This window comes from Stenotrophomonas sp. 704A1 (assembly GCF_030549525.1).
GTDB lineage: Bacteria > Pseudomonadota > Gammaproteobacteria > Xanthomonadales > Xanthomonadaceae > Stenotrophomonas > Stenotrophomonas tuberculopleuritidis.
The window spans coordinates 3,516,091-3,537,153 of the sequence record NZ_CP130831.1 but is presented as its reverse complement, the minus strand read 5'-3'; the positions used below and the strand labels follow the sequence as shown (position 1 = coordinate 3,537,153).

Below are 21,063 nucleotides of genomic sequence, written 5' to 3'. Positions count from 1 at the left end.
GGCGCGATAAAGACGGTGGTCCCGATCGCGCAGTGAGCGAGCCGGACGCTCAGCGACGGCTGTGCGCGTGCACCGCGTCAACCAGCACCTGCACGTGCGCCGGGTCCATGTCCGGCGACATGCCGTGGCCCAGATTGAACACGTGGCCTTCGCGCGAGCCCCCGTTTCCAGCGGCATAGGTATCCAGCACCCGCGCCGCAGCGGCAGCGATCGCATCGGGCGAGGCGTACAGCGTGGTCGGGTCGAGGTTGCCCTGCAGGGCGACGCGGCCACCGGTACGGCGCATCGCCTCGTCCAGGTCCAGCGTCCAGTCCAGGCCCAGCGCATCGGCACCGGTCTGTGACAGCGCTTCCAGGTGCAGGCCGGTGCCCTTGCCGAACAGGATCAGCGGCGTGCGCTCGCTGCCCTGGCCACGGTCCAGGCCCTGGGCAATCCGCTGCAGGTAGCGCAGCGAGAACTCGCGGTACATCGCCGGCGACAGCACGCCGCCCCAGGTGTCGAACACCTGCAGGGCCTGCGCGCCGGCCGCGCGCTGTGCGCCCAGGTAGGCGATGACCGCATCGGTGGTGACTTCCAGCAGGCGGTGCAGGGCCTGCGGATGGTTCAGCGCCATCGCCTTGATGCGGGCGAAATCCTTGCTGCCGCCGCCTTCCACCATGTAGCAGGCCAGCGTCCACGGGCTGCCCGAGAAGCCGATCAGCGGCACCTGGCCGTCCAGTTCGCGGCGGATCAGGCGCACTGCGTCCATCACATAGCCCAGGTCCTGCTCCATGTCCGGCACGGTCAGCCTGGCGATGGCGGCTTCGTCGCGTACCGGGTGACGGAACTTGGGGCCTTCGCCTTCGACGAAATACAGCTCCAGGCCCATCGCATCGGGAATGGTGAGGATGTCGGAGAACAGGATGGCGGCGTCCAGCGGGAAGCGGCGCAACGGCTGCAGGGTGACTTCGCAGGCGATCTCCGGGTTCTTGGCCATGGCCAGGAAGCTGCCGGCCTTGGCCCGGGTGGCGCGGTACTCCGGCAGGTAGCGGCCGGCCTGGCGCATCAGCCAGACAGGGGTGCAGTCCACCGGTTCACGGCGCAGGGCGCGCAGCAGGCGATCGTTGCGGAGAGGGCGGGTCACGATGGGCATTCCTTGTGCGAAGTGGCGGCGGCGCGTTCAATCGCCGTGCGAAAGGATCTGGAAGCCGCGATGCAGCTCGGCATCGCGGGCCTTGTCGAAGGCGTGGCGGGCTTCGTCGGCGTGCAGGTACACCTCGCGCCGCAGCTGCGAGCGGGCCCCGACGCGACCGGATTCGCGCAGCAGTTCCCAGCCGCCGAACAGGTCCGGTAGCAGGGTCAGGCGCAGGAAGCGCGGTACCTCGGTGCCGATGGCGGGTTGTTGCAGGTGGACGTGCATGTGCCGATTGTAGCGGGGCCAGGGTGACCCCGGCCGCAACGCGGTAGCGCCGGCCGCTGGCCGATAACCTCGTGAATCGTCCCGGCAGCGCCGGGCCATGCCCGGCGAGCGCGCAAGCGGTCAGCCCGCAGCCAGCACCTTCAGCACCGCGGCCTCGTCCACATCGGGCACCACTTCGGCGCGGCCGATGCCGCGCCACAGCACCAGGCGCAGGCGGCCGGCCACGTTCTTCTTGTCCAGGCGCATGCGCCCGAGCAGGGCCTGCGGATCGAGCCCGGCCGGGATCGCCACCGGCAGGTCGAGCTGTTGCAGCAGGGCCTGCAGGCGCGCCCGGTCGGCGTCGTCGGCCAGGCCCAGCGCGCTGGACAGTTTCGCCGCCAGGACCATGCCCACCGCCACCGCCTCGCCGTGGTTCAGCGCGTCGCGGCCCGGTGCGGAATAGCCCTGCTCGGTTTCGATGGCATGGCCGAAGGTGTGGCCCAGGTTGAGCAGGGCACGTTCGCCCTTCTCGAAGGGATCGCGCGCGACGATCGCCGCCTTGTGCCGGCAGCTGCGGGCGATGGCTTCGGCGATCACGGCCTGCTCGCCATCGAGCAGCGCAGCGGCATGCTGCTGCAGCCAGTCGAAGAATGCCGCGTCGCCCAGCGCGCCGTACTTCACCACTTCGGCCAGGCCAGCGCGCAGCTCGCGTGGCGGCAGGGTGGCCAGCACGCGGGTGTCGGCGATCACCGCACGCGGCGGGTGGAAGGCGCCGACCAGGTTTTTGCCGGCCGGAATATCCACGGCGGTCTTGCCGCCGACGGAGGAATCGACCATCGCCAGCAGGGTGGTCGGCAACTGCACGCAGTCCACGCCGCGCATCCAGCAGGCGGCAGCGAAACCGGCGAGGTCGCCGACCACGCCGCCGCCGAGTGCGAACACGCAGGCATCGCGGGTGGCGCCCAGTGCGGCCAGCGCTTCGATCGCGCGGCCGAACTCGGCCAGGGTCTTGGAGGCCTCGCCGGCGGCCAGGACATGCTCGGCAACGATCAGGTCCGGGCGTGCGGCCAGCAGGGCCTGCTTCACGGCAGCCAGGTAGCGCGGTGCCACCTCGCTGTCACTGACCAGCAATGCATGGCGGCCACGCACGTGGGCGGCGAGTGCGGCGCCGTCGGCCTGGGCACCGGTGCCGATGGTGATGGTGTAGGGACGGTCGCCGCCAACGGCGACCTGCAGCAGGGCAGGGGAGGTCATGCAGTGGGGTCCTGTCGCTGCCATTGCGTGGCCAGCTTGACCACAAGCTGGGCCGTCGCATCGGCGGCGGTGTACGGGTCGGTATCCAGGGTGAGGTCGGCCAGCTCGCGGTACAGCGGGTCGCGCTGCGCGGCCAGGTCGTGCAGTACCTGCTCGCGGTCCGGTCGCTGCAGCAGCGGCCGGCCCTTGTCGCGCGCCAGCCGCTCGAGCTGGGCGGCCACGCCGACCCGCAGGTAGACCACGAAGCCGCGCCGGGCGATCAGGCGGCGGTTGTCCGGATCCAGCACCGCGCCGCCACCGGTGGAGACCAGCTGGCCGCGCCCGGCCAGTACCTCCGCCAGCGCCTGGCGTTCGTGGGCACGGAAGCCGGCTTCGCCGGAATGCTCGAAGAGGGTCGGGATGCTGGCGCCGGCGGCATCGACGATGACCTGGTCGACATCGACGAAGTCCAGCGTGAAGCGCTCGGCGAGGCGGCGGCCGATGCAGGTTTTACCGGCGCCCATCGGGCCGATCAGGATCAGGTTCGGAGCGGGATTCATGCCCTCTGATCCTAACACCTCCGTGCCCTGGCCTTTACGTTCTTCACGTCAGGGTGGGCGTTCCTGCGGGGTTTCCCGCGCTTGACGGAGTACCTGCCATGTCGGTTGCCAAGGTCATCGAAATCAATGCGTCTTCGCCCAAGAGCGTGGAGGATGCGGTGCGCAGTGGCTTGAAGAAGGTCTCCGGGACGGTCAAGGGGATCCAGGGCGCCTGGATCAACGAAACCAAGGTGGTGACCGATGGCAACGGTGAAATCACCGAGTGGCGGGTGAACCTGCGGGTGACCTTCCTGGTCGAGTAGCCGCCCTCAGCGCACGCTCTGCACCTGGCGCTGGCCGTCCAGCACCACCACGTGGTCGGCCAGCGCGGGCAGTGCGCGCAGCGCCTGCCGGCTGACCCGCTCGTAGTACTGCACGAAGCGCTCCAGCTGCGGCCGGCTCATGCCGTGCCGGCCCGGCTGCGCGGTCTGCAGGTTCTGCTCCTGCTGCCAGCGCCAGCGCGGCACCACCGAGAAATCCGGCGGCTGCAGGAACCACAGACGATCGCAGCGTTGCCACAGCGCCGGGTAGTCGCGCGCCAAGGCCTGGTTGCACCAGTGCCGCCAACGGCCGTCGGCGTCGGCTTCGCGCTCCAGGGCGTTGAGCGGTGCCAGCAGGTCGGCTTCGTCCTGTGCCGGCGTGCCGAGGAACCAGCCTTCGAACACCAGCAGATCCAATGGCTGCTGCAGCTGCGGCCACTGAGCCTCGGGCAGGCGCTCGTCGGCCAGCTTGTCGAAGCGCGGCAAGGCCACGGGCTGGCGTGCGGCCACCGCATCCAGCACCGCATGCGCCAGCGGCAGGTCATGGGTGCCCGGCGGGCCGCGGGTGATCAGCAGCGGATGCACCTGGCGGGCCAGGCGCTGGCGCTGGCCACGGGTCAGGTAGACATCATCGATCGACAGCGTGGCCGCGTTCAGCCCGCGCACCTGCGCGCGCGCCACGATCTGCGCGGCCAGCGTCGATTTGCCGCTCCCCTGCAGGCCGCTGATCGCCAATACTGGAACGGCTGCGCCGCTGTCCAGCGCATCGTCGAGCGCCTGCTCGGCAAGCGTTTCCGGGAATCCTTTCACGTGGGGCATGTACGCTGCAGCGACCATGCCGCCACAATAGCCCAATCCGTGTGAGAAGAAGCGAACCATGAGCGACCTGTACGCCGAAGCCCTGTCCACCTTTGCGGCGCTGTTTGAAGAAGCGAAGCAGAGCCGCGAGGTCGAGCCCAACGCAATGACGGTGGCCACCGCCGATACGCAGGGCCGGCCATCGGCGCGCACCGTGCTGCTGAAGGCATTCGATGAGCGCGGGTTCGTCTTCTATACGCATCTGGACAGCCACAAGGGCCGGGAACTGCAGGCCAATCCGCAGGCGGCGCTGCTGTTCCTGTGGCGCAGCCTGCGCGAGGCCGGCATCCAGGTGCGTATCGAAGGCCGCGTCGAGCAGGTCGCCGATGCCGAGGCCGATGCCTATTTCGCCAGCCGCCCGCGCATGAGCCAGATCGGCGCATGGGCGTCGCTGCAGTCGAAGACGCTGGCGACGCGCGAGGAATTCGATGCGCGCGTGGCCGAGGTCGAAGCCCGCTTCGAAGGCAAGGACGTACCGCGCCCGGACGGCTGGAGCGGCCTGCGCGTGGTGCCCGACCGCATCGAGTTCTGGTACGGCGCGCAGTTCCGCCTGCACGAACGCTGGTGCTATGAAGCCGGTGCCGAAGGGCGCTGGAGCAAGCGCCTGCTGTACCCGTAAGGCCGCGTGATGAAACGCCTGCCGCTGTACCGCGTGGTGGTGTTCGTGCCGACTGATGCACTGGACGCGGTGAAGCGGGGCATCCTGGCGGTGGACGCGCTGGCGGCAGGCGACTACGAGCACGGCATGTGGTGGTCTGCGCCGGGGTTCGAGCAGTTCCGCCCCCGCGCGGATGCGATGCCCGAGCAGGGAGAAGCGGGCCGTACCGAAGTGGTCGGCAGCGTGCGGCTGGAGTTCTGCCTGCCACGCGATCCGCAGCGGCTGCAGCGCATTTTCGAGCAGGGCATCGCGCCGCATCACCCGTGGAAGGTGCCGGTGGTGCAGGTGGAGGAAATCGAGCTGCTGCTGGCCGACAGGCGGCCGTTGTAGAGCCGAGCCATGCTCGGCTGCGGTTGCTCTGGCGCGTAGGGCAGTCGAGCATGGCTCGGCTCTACAAGGGCAGGGTGTCGCGAACGGACTGGTCAGCTTCATCTGCGAGCAGGTCAGCAACCGGCACACTCCGACGAATGCCCTCGATTTCCGGAGTCGCCATGCCCTCCTGGCGTTGCCTGTTTGCCGTGCCGCCGCCTCGCCGCGGCGCCGAAGCACTCTTGCTGCTGCTCGCCCGCATCGTCGCCGGTGTGATGTTCTGCGTATCCGGCTGGAACAAGGTGTTCACCGATGCGGGCCGCGAGCGCATGGTGCATACGTTGGTTGATGCGGGCATTCCGTTCCCGGTGTTCAGTGCGCCGGTGCTCGGTGCGATCGAATGGATCGCCGGCGGCCTGCTGGTGCTGGGTCTGTTGAGTCGCCCCTCGGCCCTGCTGCTGGCGGCGATCTGCGCGGTTGCTGCGCTGACCGATGGCATCGCGCGCATTCCTGCCGGGCTTAGCGTGCCGGATTGGCTGAGCTGGTTCTTCTATCTGAGCGAAGTGCCGCTGGGCGTGCTGCTGTTATGGGTTTCGGCAGTGGGCAGCGGCCGGTTTGCGATAGAGGCGCGCTGGGCACGCTCGCGCCATCTGTAGAGTCGAGCCATGCTCGACTGCTTCTGCTCCGGGTCGTAAGGCAGTCGAGCAAGCTCGACTCTACAAACCCTCCGCGCGCAACCAGCGCCACAGCGTGGTGCGCGATACACCCAGCGCCTGCGCCATGCCCTCGCGATCATTGCGATGTTCCTGCAGCAGCGCTTCCAGCTGCGTACGCGGCGGGCGCTTGCCGTTGCTTTCCACCGGCAATGCTGCAACGCCCTCATTCACAAGTTCGGGCGCCAGCTGCAGCAGTCGCGCAGCATCAATCAGCCCTTCACCGGGCTGCCAGTGGATGCGCAGGCGATCCACCAGGTTGCGCAGTTCGCGCACGTTGCCGGGCCACTCGGCGGCGGTCAGCATTGCCATCGCATCTTCATCCAGGGGCGCGTCGATGCCGCGCAACTGGCGGAAGAAGTGCTGTGCCAGCAACGGGATGTCCGCTCGCCGCGCACGCAGCGAGGGCAGGGCGATGCGCAGCGCCGCCAGGCGGTAATACAGGTCGCGCCGGAAGCTGCCGGTGGCCGCGCGCTGCTCCAGCGACTGCAGGGTGGCGGCCACCACGCGCAGGTTCACCGGGGTCGGTTCGGTGGCGCCCACGCGCAGCACTTCGCGTTCCTCCAGCACCCGCAGCAGGCGGGTCTGCAGCGGTAGCGGAAGTTCGCCGATCTCATCCAGGAACAGGGTGCCGCCATCGGCGGCCTCGACCAGGCCGACCCGGCCACCGCGCCGGGCGCCGGTGAAGGCGCCATCGCTGTAGCCGAACAGCTCGGCTTCCAGCAGCGATTCGCTGATCGCGCCGCAGTTCAGTGCCACGAAGCGTCCACGACGGCCGCTGGCAGCGTGCAGCTGGCGCGCGACCAGTTCCTTGCCGGTGCCGGTTTCGCCGGTCACCAGCACGGTGCTGTCATGCGGCGCGTACAGCGCGATCTGCGCGCGCACGTCCGCCATTGCGCTGCTGTCGCCGAGCAGCGCCTGCGCATCAGTGCGCGCGGCGGCGCGGCGGCGCGGGGCGGGGCGCTGGCCACTGGAACGGGCCAGGGCCTGGGTCAGCTCCAGCGCATGCTCGAACGCCTGCCGTACCGAATCGGCCGAGTACAGCAGCACCCCGGGCAGGCCGGCCTGCTCGGCATGGTCGATGGCCATGCCGGTGCCCACGATCACTTCGATGCCGTTGGCACGCAGGTCGGCGATGCAGTCACGTGCGTCCTCGCGGGTCACGAAGCGCCGATGCTCGATATCCAGGCCGAAGCTCTGCTGGAAATTGCTGAACACCGGTACGTCGCTGGCGTGGGTGACCAGGCCGATGCGCGGGGCGATGCGGCGGGCGCGTGCCAGCGCTTCCATCAGGTCGAAGCCGTTGGCCTGGATCGGCACCAGGGGCAGCTCGAGCCGTCCGCGCAGCCAGGCCGCGTTGGAGCCGCCGGCAATCACCACATCGCAGTGCTCGCGGCGCAGGCGTTGACCGATCACGTCCACCGCCTCTTCGAAGCCGAGGTTGATCTGCTCGATGCGCGCGCGGCGGTCGAATTCGGGGATGACATCACCGAGCAGGCCGGTCAGCCGCGAGACGCTGACCGTCCAGATCACCGGGCGGCCGGGGTCGGCATCGGCGTGGCGCAGGGGGGAGCGGGGCAGGTACATGGCGGCGGGTTCGGGCGGGACGTTTCATGATACATCTGTTTCAATGTTTCATATGTTCCACTGTTGCAGGATGGTCATGCCCGTGAAATCAACGGCTTGCAGCTTGGCATGGTGCTTGCGCCTACCCATCCGTTCTTCAACCTGGATCGCCGCATGACCGCTTCCACTCCTTTCTCTGCCGGTGCCCGCTTCCGTGAGGCGCTGGCTGCCGAATCGCCGCTGCAGGTGATCGGCGCGATCAACGCCAACCACGCCCTGCTGGCCAAGCGCGCCGGCTTCCGCGCCATCTACCTGTCCGGTGGCGGTGTCGCTGCCGGTTCGCTGGGTCTGCCGGACCTGGGTATCAACACCCTGGAAGACGTGCTGATCGACGTGCGCCGCATCACCGATGTCTGCGACCTGCCGCTGATGGTCGATATCGATACCGGCTTCGGCCCGAGCGCGTTCAACATCGCGCGCACCGTGAAGTCGCTGATCAAGGCCGGCGCGGCCGCCTGCCACATCGAGGACCAGGTCGGCGCCAAGCGCTGTGGCCACCGCCCAGGCAAGGAGATCGTCTCGCAGGGTGAAATGGTCGACCGCGTGAAGGCCGCCGCCGATGCCAAGACCGATCCGGACTTCTTCCTGATCGCGCGTACCGACGCCATCCAGGTGGACGGCGTGGACAAGGCCATCGAGCGTGCCATTGCCTGCGTCGAGGCCGGTGCCGACGGCATCTTCGCCGAGGCCGCCTACGACCTGGACACCTACCGGCGATTCGTCGATGCGGTGAAGGTGCCGGTGCTGGCCAACATCACCGAGTTCGGTGCCACCCCGCTGTTCAGCCGCGATGAACTGGCCTCGGCCGGCGTGGCCATCCAGCTGTTCCCGCTGTCAGCGTTCCGTGCGGCCAACAAGGCGGCGGAGAACGTCTACCAGGCGGTGCGCCGCGATGGCCACCAGCGCAACGTGGTGGAGACCATGCAGACCCGCGAAGAACTCTACGACCGCATCGGCTACCACGCCTTCGAGCAGCAGCTCGATGCACTGTTCGCCGCCAAGAAATAAGCAGTACCCTGCACCATCAAGTTTTCGGAGGGAAACATGAACGATACGACCGCAACCCCGACCTTCAAGCCGAAGAAGTCCGTCGCCCTGTCCGGCACCGCTGCCGGCAACACCGCGCTGTGCAGCGTCGGCCGCAGCGGCAACGACCTGCATTACCGCGGCTACGACATCCTGGACCTGGCCAACACCAGCGAATTCGAGGAGATCGCCTACCTGCTGGTGCACGGCAAGCTGCCGACCCGCGCCGAACTGGTTTCGTACAAGGCCAAGCTGAAGTCGCTGCGTGGCATTCCGGCCGCGGTGAAGGCCGCGCTGGAAGAACTGCCGCCGTCGGCCCACCCGATGGACGTGATGCGCACCGGCGTGTCCGTGCTCGGCTGCGTGTCGCCGGAGAAGGACGACCACAACCATCCGGGCGCGCGTGACATCGCCGACAAGCTGATGGCCTGCCTCGGTTCGATGCTGCTGTACTGGTACCACTGGAGCCACAACGGCCGCGCCATCGACGTGGAAACCGACGACGACTCCATTGGTGGCCACTTCCTGCACCTGCTGCACGGCGAGAAGCCGCAGGATTCGTGGGTGAAGGCGATGCACACCTCGCTGATCCTGTACGCCGAACACGAATTCAATGCGTCCACCTTCGCCTGCCGCGTCATCGCCGGCACCGGCAGCGACATGTACAGCGCGATCTGCGGTGGCATCGGCGCGTTGCGCGGTCCCAAGCACGGCGGCGCCAATGAAGTGGCGTTCGAAGTGCAGAAGCGCTACGACAACCCCGATGAGGCCGAGGAAGACATCAAGGCCCGCGTGGAGCGCAAGGAAGTGGTGATCGGCTTCGGTCATCCGGTCTACACCGTGTCCGATCCGCGCAACAAGGTGATCAAGGACGTGGCCCGCGAGCTGTCCGAAGAACAGTCCAGCATGAAGATGTACGACATCGCCGAGCGCCTGGAAACGGTGATGTGGGACATCAAGAAGATGTTCCCGAACCTGGACTGGTTCAGCGCCGTCAGCTACCACATGATGGGCGTGCCGACGGCGATGTTCACTCCGCTGTTCGTGATCGCCCGCACCGCCGGCTGGAGCGCGCACATCGTCGAACAGCGCATCGACGGCAAGATCATCCGCCCGAGCGCCAACTACATCGGCCCGGAAGATCGCGACTTCGTGGCGATCGACAAGCGCGTCTGATCACACCGCTGCACCTGCTGCAAGCGTCCGGCCGGCCCCGCGCCGGCCGGATGCCTTCACCGCCGTATCGCCGGCACCCGGCCCGCCACGAGCATTCCGCCAGCCCATGAATACCGATTACCGCAAGACCCTCCCCGGCGCTTCGCTGGACTACTTCGACGCGCGTGCCGCCGTCGATGCGATCCAGCCCGGCGCCTATGCCACGCTGCCGTACACCTCGCGCGTGCTGGCCGAGAACCTGGTCCGTCGCTGCGACCCGGCCACGCTTGCAGATTCGCTGAAGCAGCTGATCGAGCGCCGCCGCGACCTGGATTTCCCCTGGTTCCCGGCGCGTGTGGTGTGCCATGACATCCTCGGCCAGACCGCGCTGGTGGATCTTGCCGGCCTGCGTGATGCCATCGCCGACAAGGGCGGCGACCCGGCCAAGGTCAACCCGGTGGTGCCGGTGCAGCTGATCGTTGATCACTCGCTGGCGGTGGAATGCGGTGGTTTCGATCCGCAGGCGTTCGAGAAGAACCGCGCGATCGAGGATCGCCGCAACGAAGACCGGTTCCACTTCATCGACTGGACCAAGCTGGCCTTCCAGAACGTGGACGTGATTCCGCCGGGCAACGGCATCATGCACCAGATCAACCTGGAGAAGATGTCGCCGGTGATCTACGTGCAGGACGGCGTGGCCTTCCCGGATACCTGCGTGGGCACCGACAGCCACACCCCGCATGTGGATGCGCTGGGCGTGATTGCCATCGGCGTCGGCGGCCTGGAAGCAGAAAACGTGATGCTGGGCCGCGCCTCGTGGATGCGTCTGCCGGACACCGTCGGCGTCGAATTGACGGGCCGCCCGCAGCCGGGCATCACCGCCACCGACGTGGTGCTGGCGCTGACCGAGTTCCTGCGCAAGGAACGCGTGGTCGGTGCCTGGCTTGAATTCTTCGGCGAGGGCGCCGCGGCACTGACCATCGGTGACCGCGCCACCATTTCCAACATGTGCCCCGAATACGGCGCCACCGCTGCGATGTTCTACATCGATGCGCAGACCCTCGACTACCTGCGCCTGACCGGCCGCGAGGAATCGCAGGTGGCGCTGGTGGAGAACTACGCGCGCACCACCGGCCTGTGGGCCGACGATCTGGCCACCGCGCAGTACGAGCGCGTGCTGCGCTTCGACCTGTCCAGCGTGGTGCGCAACATGGCCGGCCCGTCCAATCCGCACAAGCGCGTGGCCACCGCCGAGCTGGCCGAGCGCGGCATCGCCGACGAAGCCAAGCTGGAAGCGGGCCGGGCCGAGCAGGCGCAGGGCCTGATGCCGGACGGTGCGGTGATCATCGCCGCCATCACCAGCTGCACCAATACCTCCAACCCGCGCAACGTGATCGCCGCGGCATTGCTGGCGCGCAACGCCAATGCACGTGGCCTGCAGCGCAAGCCGTGGGTGAAGTCGTCGCTGGCACCGGGCTCGAAGGCCGTGCAGCTGTACCTGGAAGAATCCGGCCTGCTGCCGGACCTGGAGCAGCTGGGCTTCGGCATCGTGGCCTTCGCCTGCACCACCTGCAATGGCATGAGTGGCGCGCTGGACCCGAAGATCCAGCAGGAAATCATCGACCGTGACCTGTATGCCACGGCGGTGCTGTCGGGCAACCGCAACTTCGATGGCCGCATCCATCCGTATGCGAAGCAGGCCTTCCTGGCCTCGCCGCCGCTGGTGATCGCCTACGCCATCGCCGGCACCGTGCGCTTCGACATCGAGAAGGACGTGCTGGGCGTGGATGCCGATGGCAACGACGTGCGCCTGAAGGACATCTGGCCGAGCGATGCCGAGATCGATGCCGTGGTGAAGGCTTCGGTGAAGCCCGAGCAGTTCCGCAAGGTCTACAACCCGATGTTCAACGTGCGCGTGGAGCACGGTGCGGCGGTCAGCCCGCTGTATGACTGGCGCCCGCAGAGCACCTACATCCGCCGCCCGCCGTACTGGGAGGGCGCGCTGGCCGGTGAGCGCACGCTGTCCGGCATGCGCGCGCTGGCGGTGCTGCCGGACAACATCACCACCGACCACCTGTCGCCGTCCAACGCGATCCTGGCCTCCAGCGCCGCAGGCGAGTACCTGGCGAAGATGGGTCTGCCGGAAGAGGACTTCAATTCCTACGCCACCCACCGCGGCGACCACCTGACCGCGCAGCGTGCCACCTTCGCCAACCCGAAGCTGTTCAACGAGATGGTGCGCAATGACGACGGCAGCGTGAAGCAGGGTTCGCTGGCGCGCGTGGAGCCGGAAGGCAAGGTGATGCGCATGTGGGAAGCAATCGAGACCTACATGGACCGCAAGCAGCCGCTGATCATCATCGCCGGCGCCGATTACGGCCAGGGCAGCTCGCGTGACTGGGCCGCCAAGGGCGTGCGCCTGGCCGGCGTGGAAGCGATCGTGGCCGAAGGCTTCGAACGCATCCACCGCACCAACCTGATCGGCATGGGCGTGCTGCCGCTGGAGTTCAAGCCGGGCACCACCCGCCTGACCCTGGGCATCGACGGCACCGAGACCTTCGATGTGGTGGGCGAGCGCACCCCGCGCGCCGACCTGACCCTGGTCATCCACCGCCGCGACGGCCAGGACGTGGTGGTGCCGGTCACCTGCCGTCTGGACAGCGATGAGGAAGTGGCGATCTACGAGGCCGGTGGCGTGCTGCAGCGTTTCGCACAGGACTTCCTGGAAGGTGCCAGGGTGGCGTGATGCCGGGCTGAATGCCTGCCCCCGGAGGCCGGGGGCGGGCTTGTCCGACTCCAGGGCTGGGCGCACATTGACTTGGCAGAAACTGCCAAAGGAGAGTTTCATGGCCACCATGAACATTTCGCTGACCGATCCGCTCAAGCAGTTCGTGGACGAGGAAGTGCGCGAAGGCGGCTACTCCAGTACGTCGGACTATGTGCGTGACCTGATCAGCCAGCGCCAGCGCAGCAAGGCCGAAGCACTGCTCAGGCAGCTGATTGCCGAGGGGCTGGCTTCTGGCCCTGGCGTTCCGGTGACGGCCGACACACACTCGAGCGCATGCGTCGCGAACTGACCGAAAGGATGGAGCGTGAAAGCGATTGAATGGCGGCCCAGGGCCGAAGCCGACGCGGCCGATGCGGCGCTGTGGTTCGCTCGACAGGGTGGCCTGGTACCTGGTCGGCGCTTTCTCGCCGAGTTGCAGGTCACGCTTCAACGAATCGCGTGTTTCCAGGCTCGGGTTCGACCCGGCACGCCGACCTCGCAGCACAACTACCGGTGCCGTTGTGCCTCATGCGGGTTCCGGGCTTCGAACACTACCTCGTCTATTGCCTCGATCTATCGGACCGCGTGGACATCATGCGTGTGTGGTGCATTGATCGTGGTCTTGACGCACTGATGCAAGACATTTCCTGAAATCCAAACGCGTGGATTCGACGATGACCTTTCTCCCGCAACTCCGTATTCCCGCCACCTACATGCGCGGTGGCACCAGCAAGGGCGTGTTCTTCCGCCTGCAGGACCTGCCCGACGCCGCGCAGGTGCCCGGCGCCGCACGCGACGCGCTGCTGATGCGCGTGATCGGCTCGCCCGATCCGTATGGCAAGCACACCGATGGCATGGGCGGTGCCACCTCCAGCACCAGCAAGTGCGTGATCATCTCCACCGCTTCGGTGCCTGACCACGATGTCGACTATCTGTACGGCCAGGTCTCGATCGATACCGCCTTCGTCGACTGGAGCGGCAACTGCGGCAACCTCAGTACCGCAGTGGGGCCGTTCGCGATCGCCAACGGCCTGATCGATCCGGCGCGTGTGCCGCGCGATGGCCTGTGCACCGTGCGCATCTGGCAGGCCAACATCGGCAAGACCATCATCGCCCACGTGCCGATGCAGAATGGCGAAGTGCAGGAGATCGGCGATTTCGAGCTGGACGGCGTGACCTTCCCGGCCGCCGAGATCCAGCTGGAATTCATCGATCCTTCCGATGACGGCGATGCCGGCGCGATGTTCCCGACCGGCAATCTTGTCGATACCCTGGATGTGCCGGGCGTGGGCAGTTTCGAGGTGACGATGATCACCGCCGGCATCCCCACCATCTTCCTCAACGCCGCCGATCTGGGCTACACCGGCACCGAGCTGCAGCCGGCGATCAATGAGGACAAGGCCGCACTGCAGAAATTCGAGACCATCCGTGCACATGGTGCACTGCGCATGGGTCTGATTTCGAAACTGGAAGATGCAGCGACCCGCCAGCACACGCCGAAGGTCGCCTTCGTGGCGCCGGCGCAGAACTACGTATCGTCCAGTGGCAAAGCGATCCCGTCTTCGGCCATCGACCTGCACGCGCGTGCGTTGTCGATGGGCAAGCTGCACCACGCGATGATGGGCACTGCTGCCGTGGCGATTGGCACGGCGGCGGCGATTCCAGGCACGCTGGTCAACCGTGCCGCCGGCGGAGGCGAACGCGAGGCGGTGACCTTTGGTCATCCCTCCGGCACGCTGCGCGTCGGCGCCCAGGCCGGCCTCGTTGACGGCCAGTGGACGGTGACCAAGGCCATCATGAGCCGCAGCGCCCGCGTGCTGATGGAAGGCAAGGTGCGGGTGCCAGGCGATACCTTGTAAGGCAGGTGCTTGCGGTAGCGCCCGGCCGTGCCCGGCGAGCGCAGCGGGCCCGCCGATGAACCGCCGGGCGTGGCCCGGCGCTACCGGAGCACGAGTGATGTCCGAGAGTCCTACCTCCTCCAATGAACATGCGGCGTGGGATGCGCTGCTGGTGGACATCGTCGACTACGTGCGCGATGCCCGCATCGACTCGCCACTGGCCTTCCAGACCGCGCACCACTGCCTGCTCGACACTCTGGGGTGTGGTCTGGAGGCGCTGTCCTTCCCCGCCTGCAGCAAGCTGCTGGGTCCCCTGGTGCCGGGCATCAGCGTGGCCAACGGCGCGCGGGTCCCGGGAACGAACTTCGTGCTGGACCCGGTGCAGGCCGCTTTCAATCTCGGCGCGATGGTGCGCTGGCTCGACTTCAACGACACCTGGCTGGCTGCGGAGTGGGGACACCCCTCGGACAATCTCGGCGGCATCCTTGCCGTGGCCGATTGGCTGGGCCGCAATGCGGCAGCGCTGCGCCGTCCGCCACCGACCATGCACGATGTGCTGCTGGCGATGATCAAGGCGCACGAGATCCAGGGGGTGCTGGCCCTGCAGAATTCCTTCAACCGGGTCGGCCTGGACCATGTGCTGCTGGTCAAGGTCGCCACCACCGCCGTGGTCGCACAGCTGCTCGGGCTGGACCGTGGGCGCATGCTCAATGCGTTGTCGCTGGCGTGGGTCGATGGCCAGGCACTGCGCACCTACCGGCATGCGCCCAACACCGGCTCGCGCAAGAGCTGGGCCGCCGGCGATGCCACCAGCCGCGGCGTGCGCCTGGCATTGATCGCCGCCAGCGGAGAGATGGGGTATCCCAGCGTGCTGAGTGCGCCGACCTGGGGCTTTGAAGCAGTGTCCATGCACGGCCAGGCACTGACGCTGGGCCGCCCGCTGGGCAGCTACGTGATGGAGAACGTGCTGTTCAAGATCAGCTATCCCGCCGAATTCCATGGCCAGACCGCAGTGGAGGCGGCGATCGCGCTGCACGGCCAGCTGCGCGCGTCGGGGCGCACGGTCGATGACATCGCGCACATCGCCATCCGCACCCAGGAAGCCTGCCTCCGCATCATCGACAAGCAGGGCCCGCTGCACAACCCGGCCGACCGCGATCACTGCGTGCAGTACATGGTGGCCATCGCGCTGCTGCATGGGCGGCTGGTGGCCGAGGACTACGAGGACGACATGGCGGCTGATCCGCGCATCGATGCCTTGCGCGCGAAGATGGCCTGCCACGAGGACCCGCAGCTCAGTGCCGACTATCTGGACCCCGCCAAGCGCAGCATCGCCAATGGCCTGAGCGTGCGCTTCACCGACGGCAGTGAACTGCCGGAGGTGCTGGTGGAGTACCCGCTCGGCCACGCGCGTCGCCGGCAGGAGGGTATCCCGCTGCTGATGGACAAGTTCCGCCGGCACCTGGCCCATCGCTTCCCGACCGCCCAGCAGCAGCGCATCCTGGCCGCATCACTGGACCCGGTCACACTGGCGGCGATGCCGGTGACCGACTACGTGGACCTGTACCTGCCGGGGTAACCCGCTTCGGCAGGCGTCGACCCTGGTTGGCCCCGGTCCGGTCCCGCCGGGCATGGTCCGGCACTACCGTTCCGCGGCATTCCTGCCGAATCCGCGTCAACACCTTGACGCGGCCTGCCTATAATGGCCGCCTCGATCAAGGAGTGACGACATGAGCGGTCCGGCACGGCGGAAGCGGTGGGGATGGACGGCGGCAGTGCTGGCGGCAGGCCTGGTGCTGGGCCTGGCCGGTTGCCGCAACGACAGCGGTCAGCTGCCCAAGGCCAGCGGCGAAGCCATCGCCACCCAGGCCGAGCAGGTGAAGGAGTTCACGCTGCTGCGCGCCTTCCCGGACCAGAAGAGTGACGGCCTGTCGTTGGCGCTGGAGTTCTCGCGCCCGCTGGTCGGCACCCAGGACTTCGACAAGCTCGTCCGCTTCGAGGAGAAGGTCGGCACCGATGACAGCAGCTGGACCCTGTCCGACGACGGCCTGACCCTGCGCTACCCGTTCGTTGAAGCCGGCAAGGAATTCAGCCTGGTGGTATCGGCCGACCTGCTGGCCGCCGACGGCAGCCGGCTGGGCAAGGAGCTGAAGCAGAAGGTGTTCAGCGGCGAGCTGAAGCCGGTGGCGGGCTTCGCTTCGCAGGGGAGCGTGCTGCCGGCCAAGGACAGCCGCGGCCTGCCGGTGGTATCGGTGAACGTGCCCGAGGTCGACGTCGAGTTCCTGCGCGTGCGCGAAAAGGACCTGCCGACCTTCTTCAGCCAGTACCAGCGCGGCGGCCGCCGCGGCAGCTGGGAACTGAGCAGCGACTACGAGCGCAGCCCGATCAGCAAGCTGGCCGAGCCGGTCTACGTCAACCGCTTCATCCTGGGCGGCAAGCAGAACGAGCGGGTGCTGACCTACCTGCCCACCCAGGACATCAAGGAACTGCAGGAGCCGGGCCTGTACTTCGCCCTGCTCAAGCGCACCGGCGATTACGAGGGCGAGTTCGATACCGCGTTCTTCTCGGTCAGCGACATCGGCCTGCACACCCGGGCCTACAAGGACAAGCTGTTCGTGCACACCGCCAGCCTCAAGGAGGGGGCGCCGCTGAAGAGCATCGACCTGCGCGTGCTGGACGCCAAGGGCGAAGTGGTGCTCAAGGGCAGCACCGACGGCAACGGCAACGCACTGCTGAACTACACCCTGGACGCCACCCACGTGCTGGTGGCCAGCAGCGGCAAGGACACCAGCTTCCTGCCGTTCAACCAGCCGGCGCTGGACCTGAGTGAATTCGCCGTGGCCGGCCGTGACAATGCCTGGTTCGACGTCTACGCCTGGTCCGGCCGCGACCTGTACCGCCCGGGCGAGACCGTGCGCCTGTCGGCGCTGCTGCGTGACAACGACGGCAAGCCGGTGAAGGCTCAACCTGTCTTCCTGCGCCTGAAGCAGCCCGACGGCAAGACCTTCCGCGAAACCCGTGTGCAGCCCGGCGAGCAGGGCTACATCAACTTCGAACAGACCATCCCCGCCGAGGCGCCGACCGGGCGCTGGCAGGTCGAGTTCCGCACCGACCCGGCCAGCAAGGAAGCGATCCAGGGCATGACTCTGCGCATCGAGGAGTTCCTGCCCGAGCGCATGAAGCTGGACCTGGACAGCGCGCAGAAGACCCTGAAGCCGGGCGAGGACCTGCGCCTGCAGGCCAATGGTGCGTATCTGTACGGCGCGCCGGCCGATGGCAACCGCTTCACCGCGCGCTTGGCCGTGGCCGCCGAGCAGCAGCCGGTGGAAGGCCTGCCGGGCTATTTCTTCGGCGATCCGACCCTGCAGCTGCCGCGCGAAGCCAAGGACGTGGTCGATACCACGCTGCCGGCCAATGGCCAGCTGCGCGAGGACGTGGCGCTGCCGGAAGAGGCGGCCAAGGCCAAGGCGCCGATCGCCGTGGTGCTGTCCGGCAGCCTGTACGAGACCGGTGGCCGCACCGTCACCCGCACCCTGAAGCGGGTGATGTGGCCGGCCAACGCGCTGGTCGGCGTGCGCCCGCTGTTCAACCCCGATGACGGTGCCGATGCCAACGGCACTGCGCGTTTCGAACTGATGCGCGTCGATGCGGCGGGCAAGCCGCAGCCGGCCAAGGGCCTGAAGGTCACCCTGGTGCGCGAGCTGCGCGATTACCACTGGACGTTCAACGACAATCGCTGGGACTACGATTTCACCCGCCGCTTCGAGAACAAGGAAACCCGCACCGTCGACGCCGGCAGCAGCGCGGTCGCCTTCGATGTACCGGTGGAATGGGGCGAGTACCGGGTGGACGTGTTCGATCCGTCCACCGGCCTGACCAGCCGCTATCCGTTCCGCGCCGGCTGGAGCTGGGGCGATGACAACCGCGGCCTCGATGCGCGCCCGGACAAGGTCAAGCTGGGCCTGGACAAGACCAGCTACAGGGCCGGCGACACCCTGGAAGTGACGGTGACCCCGCCGCATGCCGGCAAGGGCGTGCTGATGGTCGAGACCGACCGCATGCTGTACGTGCAGGACATCGACGCCAAGCCGGGTGCCACGTTCAAGATTCCGGTCACCGCCGACTGGGAGCGCCACGATGTCTACATCACTGCGCTGGTGTTCCGTGGTGGCAGCGCGCCGAGCAAGATCACCCCGGCCCGGGCCGTCGGCGTGGTGCATGTTCCGATGGACCGCAAGGGCCGTACGGTGGCGGTCGGCCTGGTCGCGCCCAGGCAGATGCGTCCCGAGCAGGACCTGCCGGTGACGGTCAGCGCGCCGCAGCTGGCCGGCAAGACCGCGCACGTCACCGTGTCGGCAGTGGATGTGGGCATCCTCAACATCACCCGCTTCCCGGTGCCGGATGCCGGTGCGCACTTCTTCGCCCAGCGCCGTCTTGGCATCGATGCCTACGACATCTACAGCCGGGTGATCGAGAGCTTCGACGGCAGCAGCGGCAAGCTGAAGTTCGGCGGCGACATGGCGCTGCAGGCATTGCCGCAGGCCAAGCGACCGACCGCGCGCGTACAGACCGTGGACCTGTTCTCCGGCCCGGTGCAGCTGGATGCCAAGGGCAACGCGCGCATCCGCCTGAAGGTGCCGGACTTCAATGGCACGCTGCGGGTGTCGGCACTGGTGTACAGCGACGAGCAGTACGGCAAGCGCGACGTGGAAACGGTGGTGCGTGCGCCGATCCTGGCCGAAGCCAGCATGCCGCGCGTGCTGGCGCCGGGCGACCGCAGCACCGTGACCCTGGATGTGCAGAACTTCACCGGCAAGCCCGGTCAGTTCAACGTACGGGTCGACACCGAAGGGCCGTTGTCGCTGGCCGAAGGCACGCGCAGCGTGCAGTTGAACGCCGATGCCAAGAGCACGCTCAGCTTCCCGCTGTCGGCGCGCGAAGGGCACAGCGTGGCCAAGGTGCGGGTGCGGGTGGACGGCAACGGCTTCAAGGCCGACCGCCGTTACGAGCTGCCGGTGCGTGCGGCCTGGCCGCAGGTGCTGCGCTCGCAGGTGCGCACGCTCGATCCGCTGGCCGCGGTCAGCCTCGATGGCGGCCTGATGGACGGGCTGATGACCGAGTCGGTCAACGCCCGACTGCTGGTCAGCCCGCTGCCACCGATTCCGTTCGCCAGCGCACTGCAGGGCGCACTGAACTACCCGTACGGCTGCGCCGAGCAGACCACCAGCAAGGGCTACGCCGCGCTGATCCTGGACCAGGCGACGTCGTCGATGCTCGGTGCCGACGGCCTGGATGCCAAGACCCGCCGCGAGCGCATGGAGGGCGCATTCGGTCGCCTGGCGTCGATGCAGGTGGCCAATGGCAATTTCTCGATGTGGGGCGACGACGGCTACGTGAATCCGTGGCTGACGCCGTACATCGCCGAGTTCCTGCTCGATGCCAAGGATGCAGGCTTCGCCGTGCCCGACAACGTGTTGCAGAAGGCACTCAACCGCCTGAGCGAGGACCTGCTGTCCGGCGGCAATCAGTTCTATGGCCAGGACAAGCGTGAAAGCCTGAAGTTCGCCAACCAGGCGTATTCGGGCTACGTGCTGGCGCGGGTCAACCGCGCGCCGCTGGGCACCCTGCGCACGCTGTATGACAACGAGCGCAGCAAGGCGGTCGGTGGCCTGTCGCTGGTCCATCTGGGCGTGGCGCTGTCGCTGCAGGGCGATGCCAAGCGCGGCCAGGCGGCGCTGGCAGCGGCCTTCGCCAAGTCCAGCGGCGAACGCCCGCCCTATTTCGGCGACTACGGCAGCGCGATCCGTGACGATGCGCTGATGATCGCGCTGACCCACGAGAACAAGCTGGCCAAGCCGGCCTGGGATGCGCGTGCGGTCGATCTGGGCCGTGGCCTGGATGCGCGCCGCAACGCCGGCTGGATGTGGCTGAGCACGCAGGAACAGGTGGCCATTGCCCGCCTCGGCAAGGCCCTGGCCGCCAACCAGAAGGCGCTGGTGGCCGGTGACCTGGTGATCGGCGGCAGCACCGAAGCGATCGGTGAGCGCAAGCTGTTCGGTCGCAACTTCAGTGCCGGCGAACTGGCCAGCGGCGTGCGCTTCACCCCGCAGGGCCAGCCGCCGATGTTCGCCAGCATCGATGTTGCCGGCATCCCGCGCACTGCGCCGGCGCCGGACAACAGCGTGCTCGGGGTGGAACGCAGCTACTACGGAACCGATGGCAAGCCGTGGACGCCGCGCCCCCTGAAGGAGGGCGAGGCGCTGATCGTGCGGGTCACCGTCACCCCCGACACCGAGATGCCCGATGCGCTGCTGACCGACCTGCTGCCGGCCGGGCTGGAGATCGAGAACTTCAACCTGGGCGATGCCAAGCAGTGGGCCGACGTCGTGGTTGACGGCATCACCATCAGCGACCGTGGCGAAGCGGCCGACACCAAGCACGAGGAATTCCGCGACGACCGCTACGTGGCGGCGCTGAAGCTCTCGCGTGGCAGCAAGGCCAACGTGTTCTACCTGGTGCGCGCGGTGACCCCGGGGACCTACTCGGTGCCACCGCCGCTGGTGGAAGACATGTACCGGCCGCAGCTGCGCGGTGTGGGGCGCAGCAACCCGACGACGCTGACCGTTGTGCAGCCGTGACCGAT

Annotated in this window: 16 protein-coding genes and 1 pseudogene; 11 read left to right on the top strand and 6 right to left on the bottom strand. The window is 67.7% G+C overall.

The genetic code is table 11. The features are described 5' to 3' along the window. Positions 1–49 precede the first annotated feature (49 nt). From hemE to Q5Z10_RS16290, 4 genes are all read right to left on the bottom strand, one after another. Positions 50–1,132: a uroporphyrinogen decarboxylase gene (gene hemE, locus Q5Z10_RS16305; RefSeq protein ID WP_303636420.1), complete on the bottom strand. Its 1,083-nt coding sequence runs from the start codon at positions 1,130–1,132 to the stop codon at positions 50–52. 27 nt (positions 1,133–1,159) lie between these two features. Continuing rightward, positions 1,160–1,399: a WGR domain-containing protein gene (locus tag Q5Z10_RS16300; protein ID WP_303636419.1), complete on the bottom strand. Its 240-nt coding sequence runs from the start codon at positions 1,397–1,399 to the stop codon at positions 1,160–1,162. Positions 1,400–1,519: 120 nt separating this feature from the next. Beyond that, positions 1,520–2,632, bottom strand: a complete 1,113-nt coding sequence (aroB, locus tag Q5Z10_RS16295) for a 3-dehydroquinate synthase (RefSeq protein WP_303636418.1) — start codon at positions 2,630–2,632, stop codon at positions 1,520–1,522. Continuing rightward, entirely contained in the window at positions 2,629–3,171 is a 543-nt protein-coding gene (locus Q5Z10_RS16290; RefSeq protein WP_303636417.1) for a shikimate kinase, read from the bottom strand. Before Q5Z10_RS16290 ends, aroB begins: the two co-directional genes overlap by 4 nt. 98 nt (positions 3,172–3,269) lie before the next feature. On the opposite strand from Q5Z10_RS16290, the gene Q5Z10_RS16285 reads away from it, so the two are divergent. Then, a complete protein-coding gene (locus tag Q5Z10_RS16285) occupies positions 3,270–3,473 on the top strand; it encodes a dodecin family protein (RefSeq protein ID WP_025876997.1) in 204 nt (67 codons plus the stop codon). A 6-nt stretch (positions 3,474–3,479) separates the two neighbouring features. Here the strand turns inward: Q5Z10_RS16285 and Q5Z10_RS16280 are convergent, their stop codons facing one another. Then, entirely contained in the window at positions 3,480–4,307 is an 828-nt protein-coding gene (locus tag Q5Z10_RS16280; protein WP_303636416.1) for a kinase, read from the bottom strand. Between the two features lie 40 nt (positions 4,308–4,347). On the opposite strand from Q5Z10_RS16280, the gene pdxH reads away from it, so the two are divergent. From pdxH to Q5Z10_RS16265, 3 genes are all read left to right on the top strand, one after another. After that, positions 4,348–4,947, top strand: a complete 600-nt coding sequence (gene pdxH, locus Q5Z10_RS16275) for a pyridoxamine 5'-phosphate oxidase (RefSeq protein WP_303636415.1) — start codon at positions 4,348–4,350, stop codon at positions 4,945–4,947. Between the two features lie 9 nt (positions 4,948–4,956). Then, positions 4,957–5,316 (top strand): YqfO family protein, encoded by a 360-nt coding sequence (locus Q5Z10_RS16270; protein WP_303636414.1) that lies wholly within the window; start codon positions 4,957–4,959, stop codon positions 5,314–5,316. Positions 5,317–5,477: 161 nt separating this feature from the next. Beyond that, entirely contained in the window at positions 5,478–5,951 is a 474-nt protein-coding gene (locus Q5Z10_RS16265) for a DoxX family protein (protein ID WP_303636413.1), read from the top strand. A gap of 60 nt (positions 5,952–6,011) precedes the next feature. Here Q5Z10_RS16265 and prpR read toward each other — a convergent pair whose 3' ends face one another. Further along, the gene (prpR, locus tag Q5Z10_RS16260) at positions 6,012–7,595 is read right to left on the bottom strand and encodes a propionate catabolism operon regulatory protein PrpR (RefSeq protein ID WP_303636412.1); all 1,584 of its coding nucleotides are present in this window, start codon (positions 7,593–7,595) and stop codon (positions 6,012–6,014) included. Between the two features lie 153 nt (positions 7,596–7,748). Between prpR and prpB the strand changes: the two genes are divergently transcribed. From prpB to Q5Z10_RS16225, 7 genes and pseudogenes are all read left to right on the top strand, one after another. Beyond that, positions 7,749–8,642, top strand: coding sequence for a methylisocitrate lyase (gene prpB / locus Q5Z10_RS16255; protein ID WP_107231270.1), 894 nt, complete (start codon positions 7,749–7,751; stop codon positions 8,640–8,642). 36 nt (positions 8,643–8,678) lie between these two features. Then, the gene (gene prpC / locus Q5Z10_RS16250) at positions 8,679–9,836 is read left to right on the top strand and encodes a bifunctional 2-methylcitrate synthase/citrate synthase (protein ID WP_046985081.1); all 1,158 of its coding nucleotides are present in this window, start codon (positions 8,679–8,681) and stop codon (positions 9,834–9,836) included. A 106-nt stretch (positions 9,837–9,942) separates the two neighbouring features. After that, positions 9,943–12,561, top strand: coding sequence for a Fe/S-dependent 2-methylisocitrate dehydratase AcnD (gene acnD / locus Q5Z10_RS16245; protein WP_303636411.1), 2,619 nt, complete (start codon positions 9,943–9,945; stop codon positions 12,559–12,561). A gap of 100 nt (positions 12,562–12,661) precedes the next feature. After that, positions 12,662–12,921: pseudogene (locus Q5Z10_RS16240) on the top strand (type II toxin-antitoxin system ParD family antitoxin). 335 nt (positions 12,922–13,256) lie between these two features. Then, positions 13,257–14,441: a 2-methylaconitate cis-trans isomerase PrpF gene (gene prpF / locus Q5Z10_RS16235; protein WP_303636409.1), complete on the top strand. Its 1,185-nt coding sequence runs from the start codon at positions 13,257–13,259 to the stop codon at positions 14,439–14,441. A 97-nt stretch (positions 14,442–14,538) separates the two neighbouring features. Beyond that, positions 14,539–15,999 carry a bifunctional 2-methylcitrate dehydratase/aconitate hydratase gene (locus Q5Z10_RS16230; RefSeq protein WP_303636408.1) on the top strand — a complete coding sequence of 487 codons (1,461 nt, stop codon included), beginning with the start codon at positions 14,539–14,541 and terminating at the stop codon, positions 15,997–15,999. A gap of 151 nt (positions 16,000–16,150) precedes the next feature. Beyond that, positions 16,151–21,058, top strand: coding sequence for an alpha-2-macroglobulin family protein (locus Q5Z10_RS16225; RefSeq protein ID WP_303636407.1), 4,908 nt, complete (start codon positions 16,151–16,153; stop codon positions 21,056–21,058). Positions 21,059–21,063: the final 5 nt, after the last annotated feature.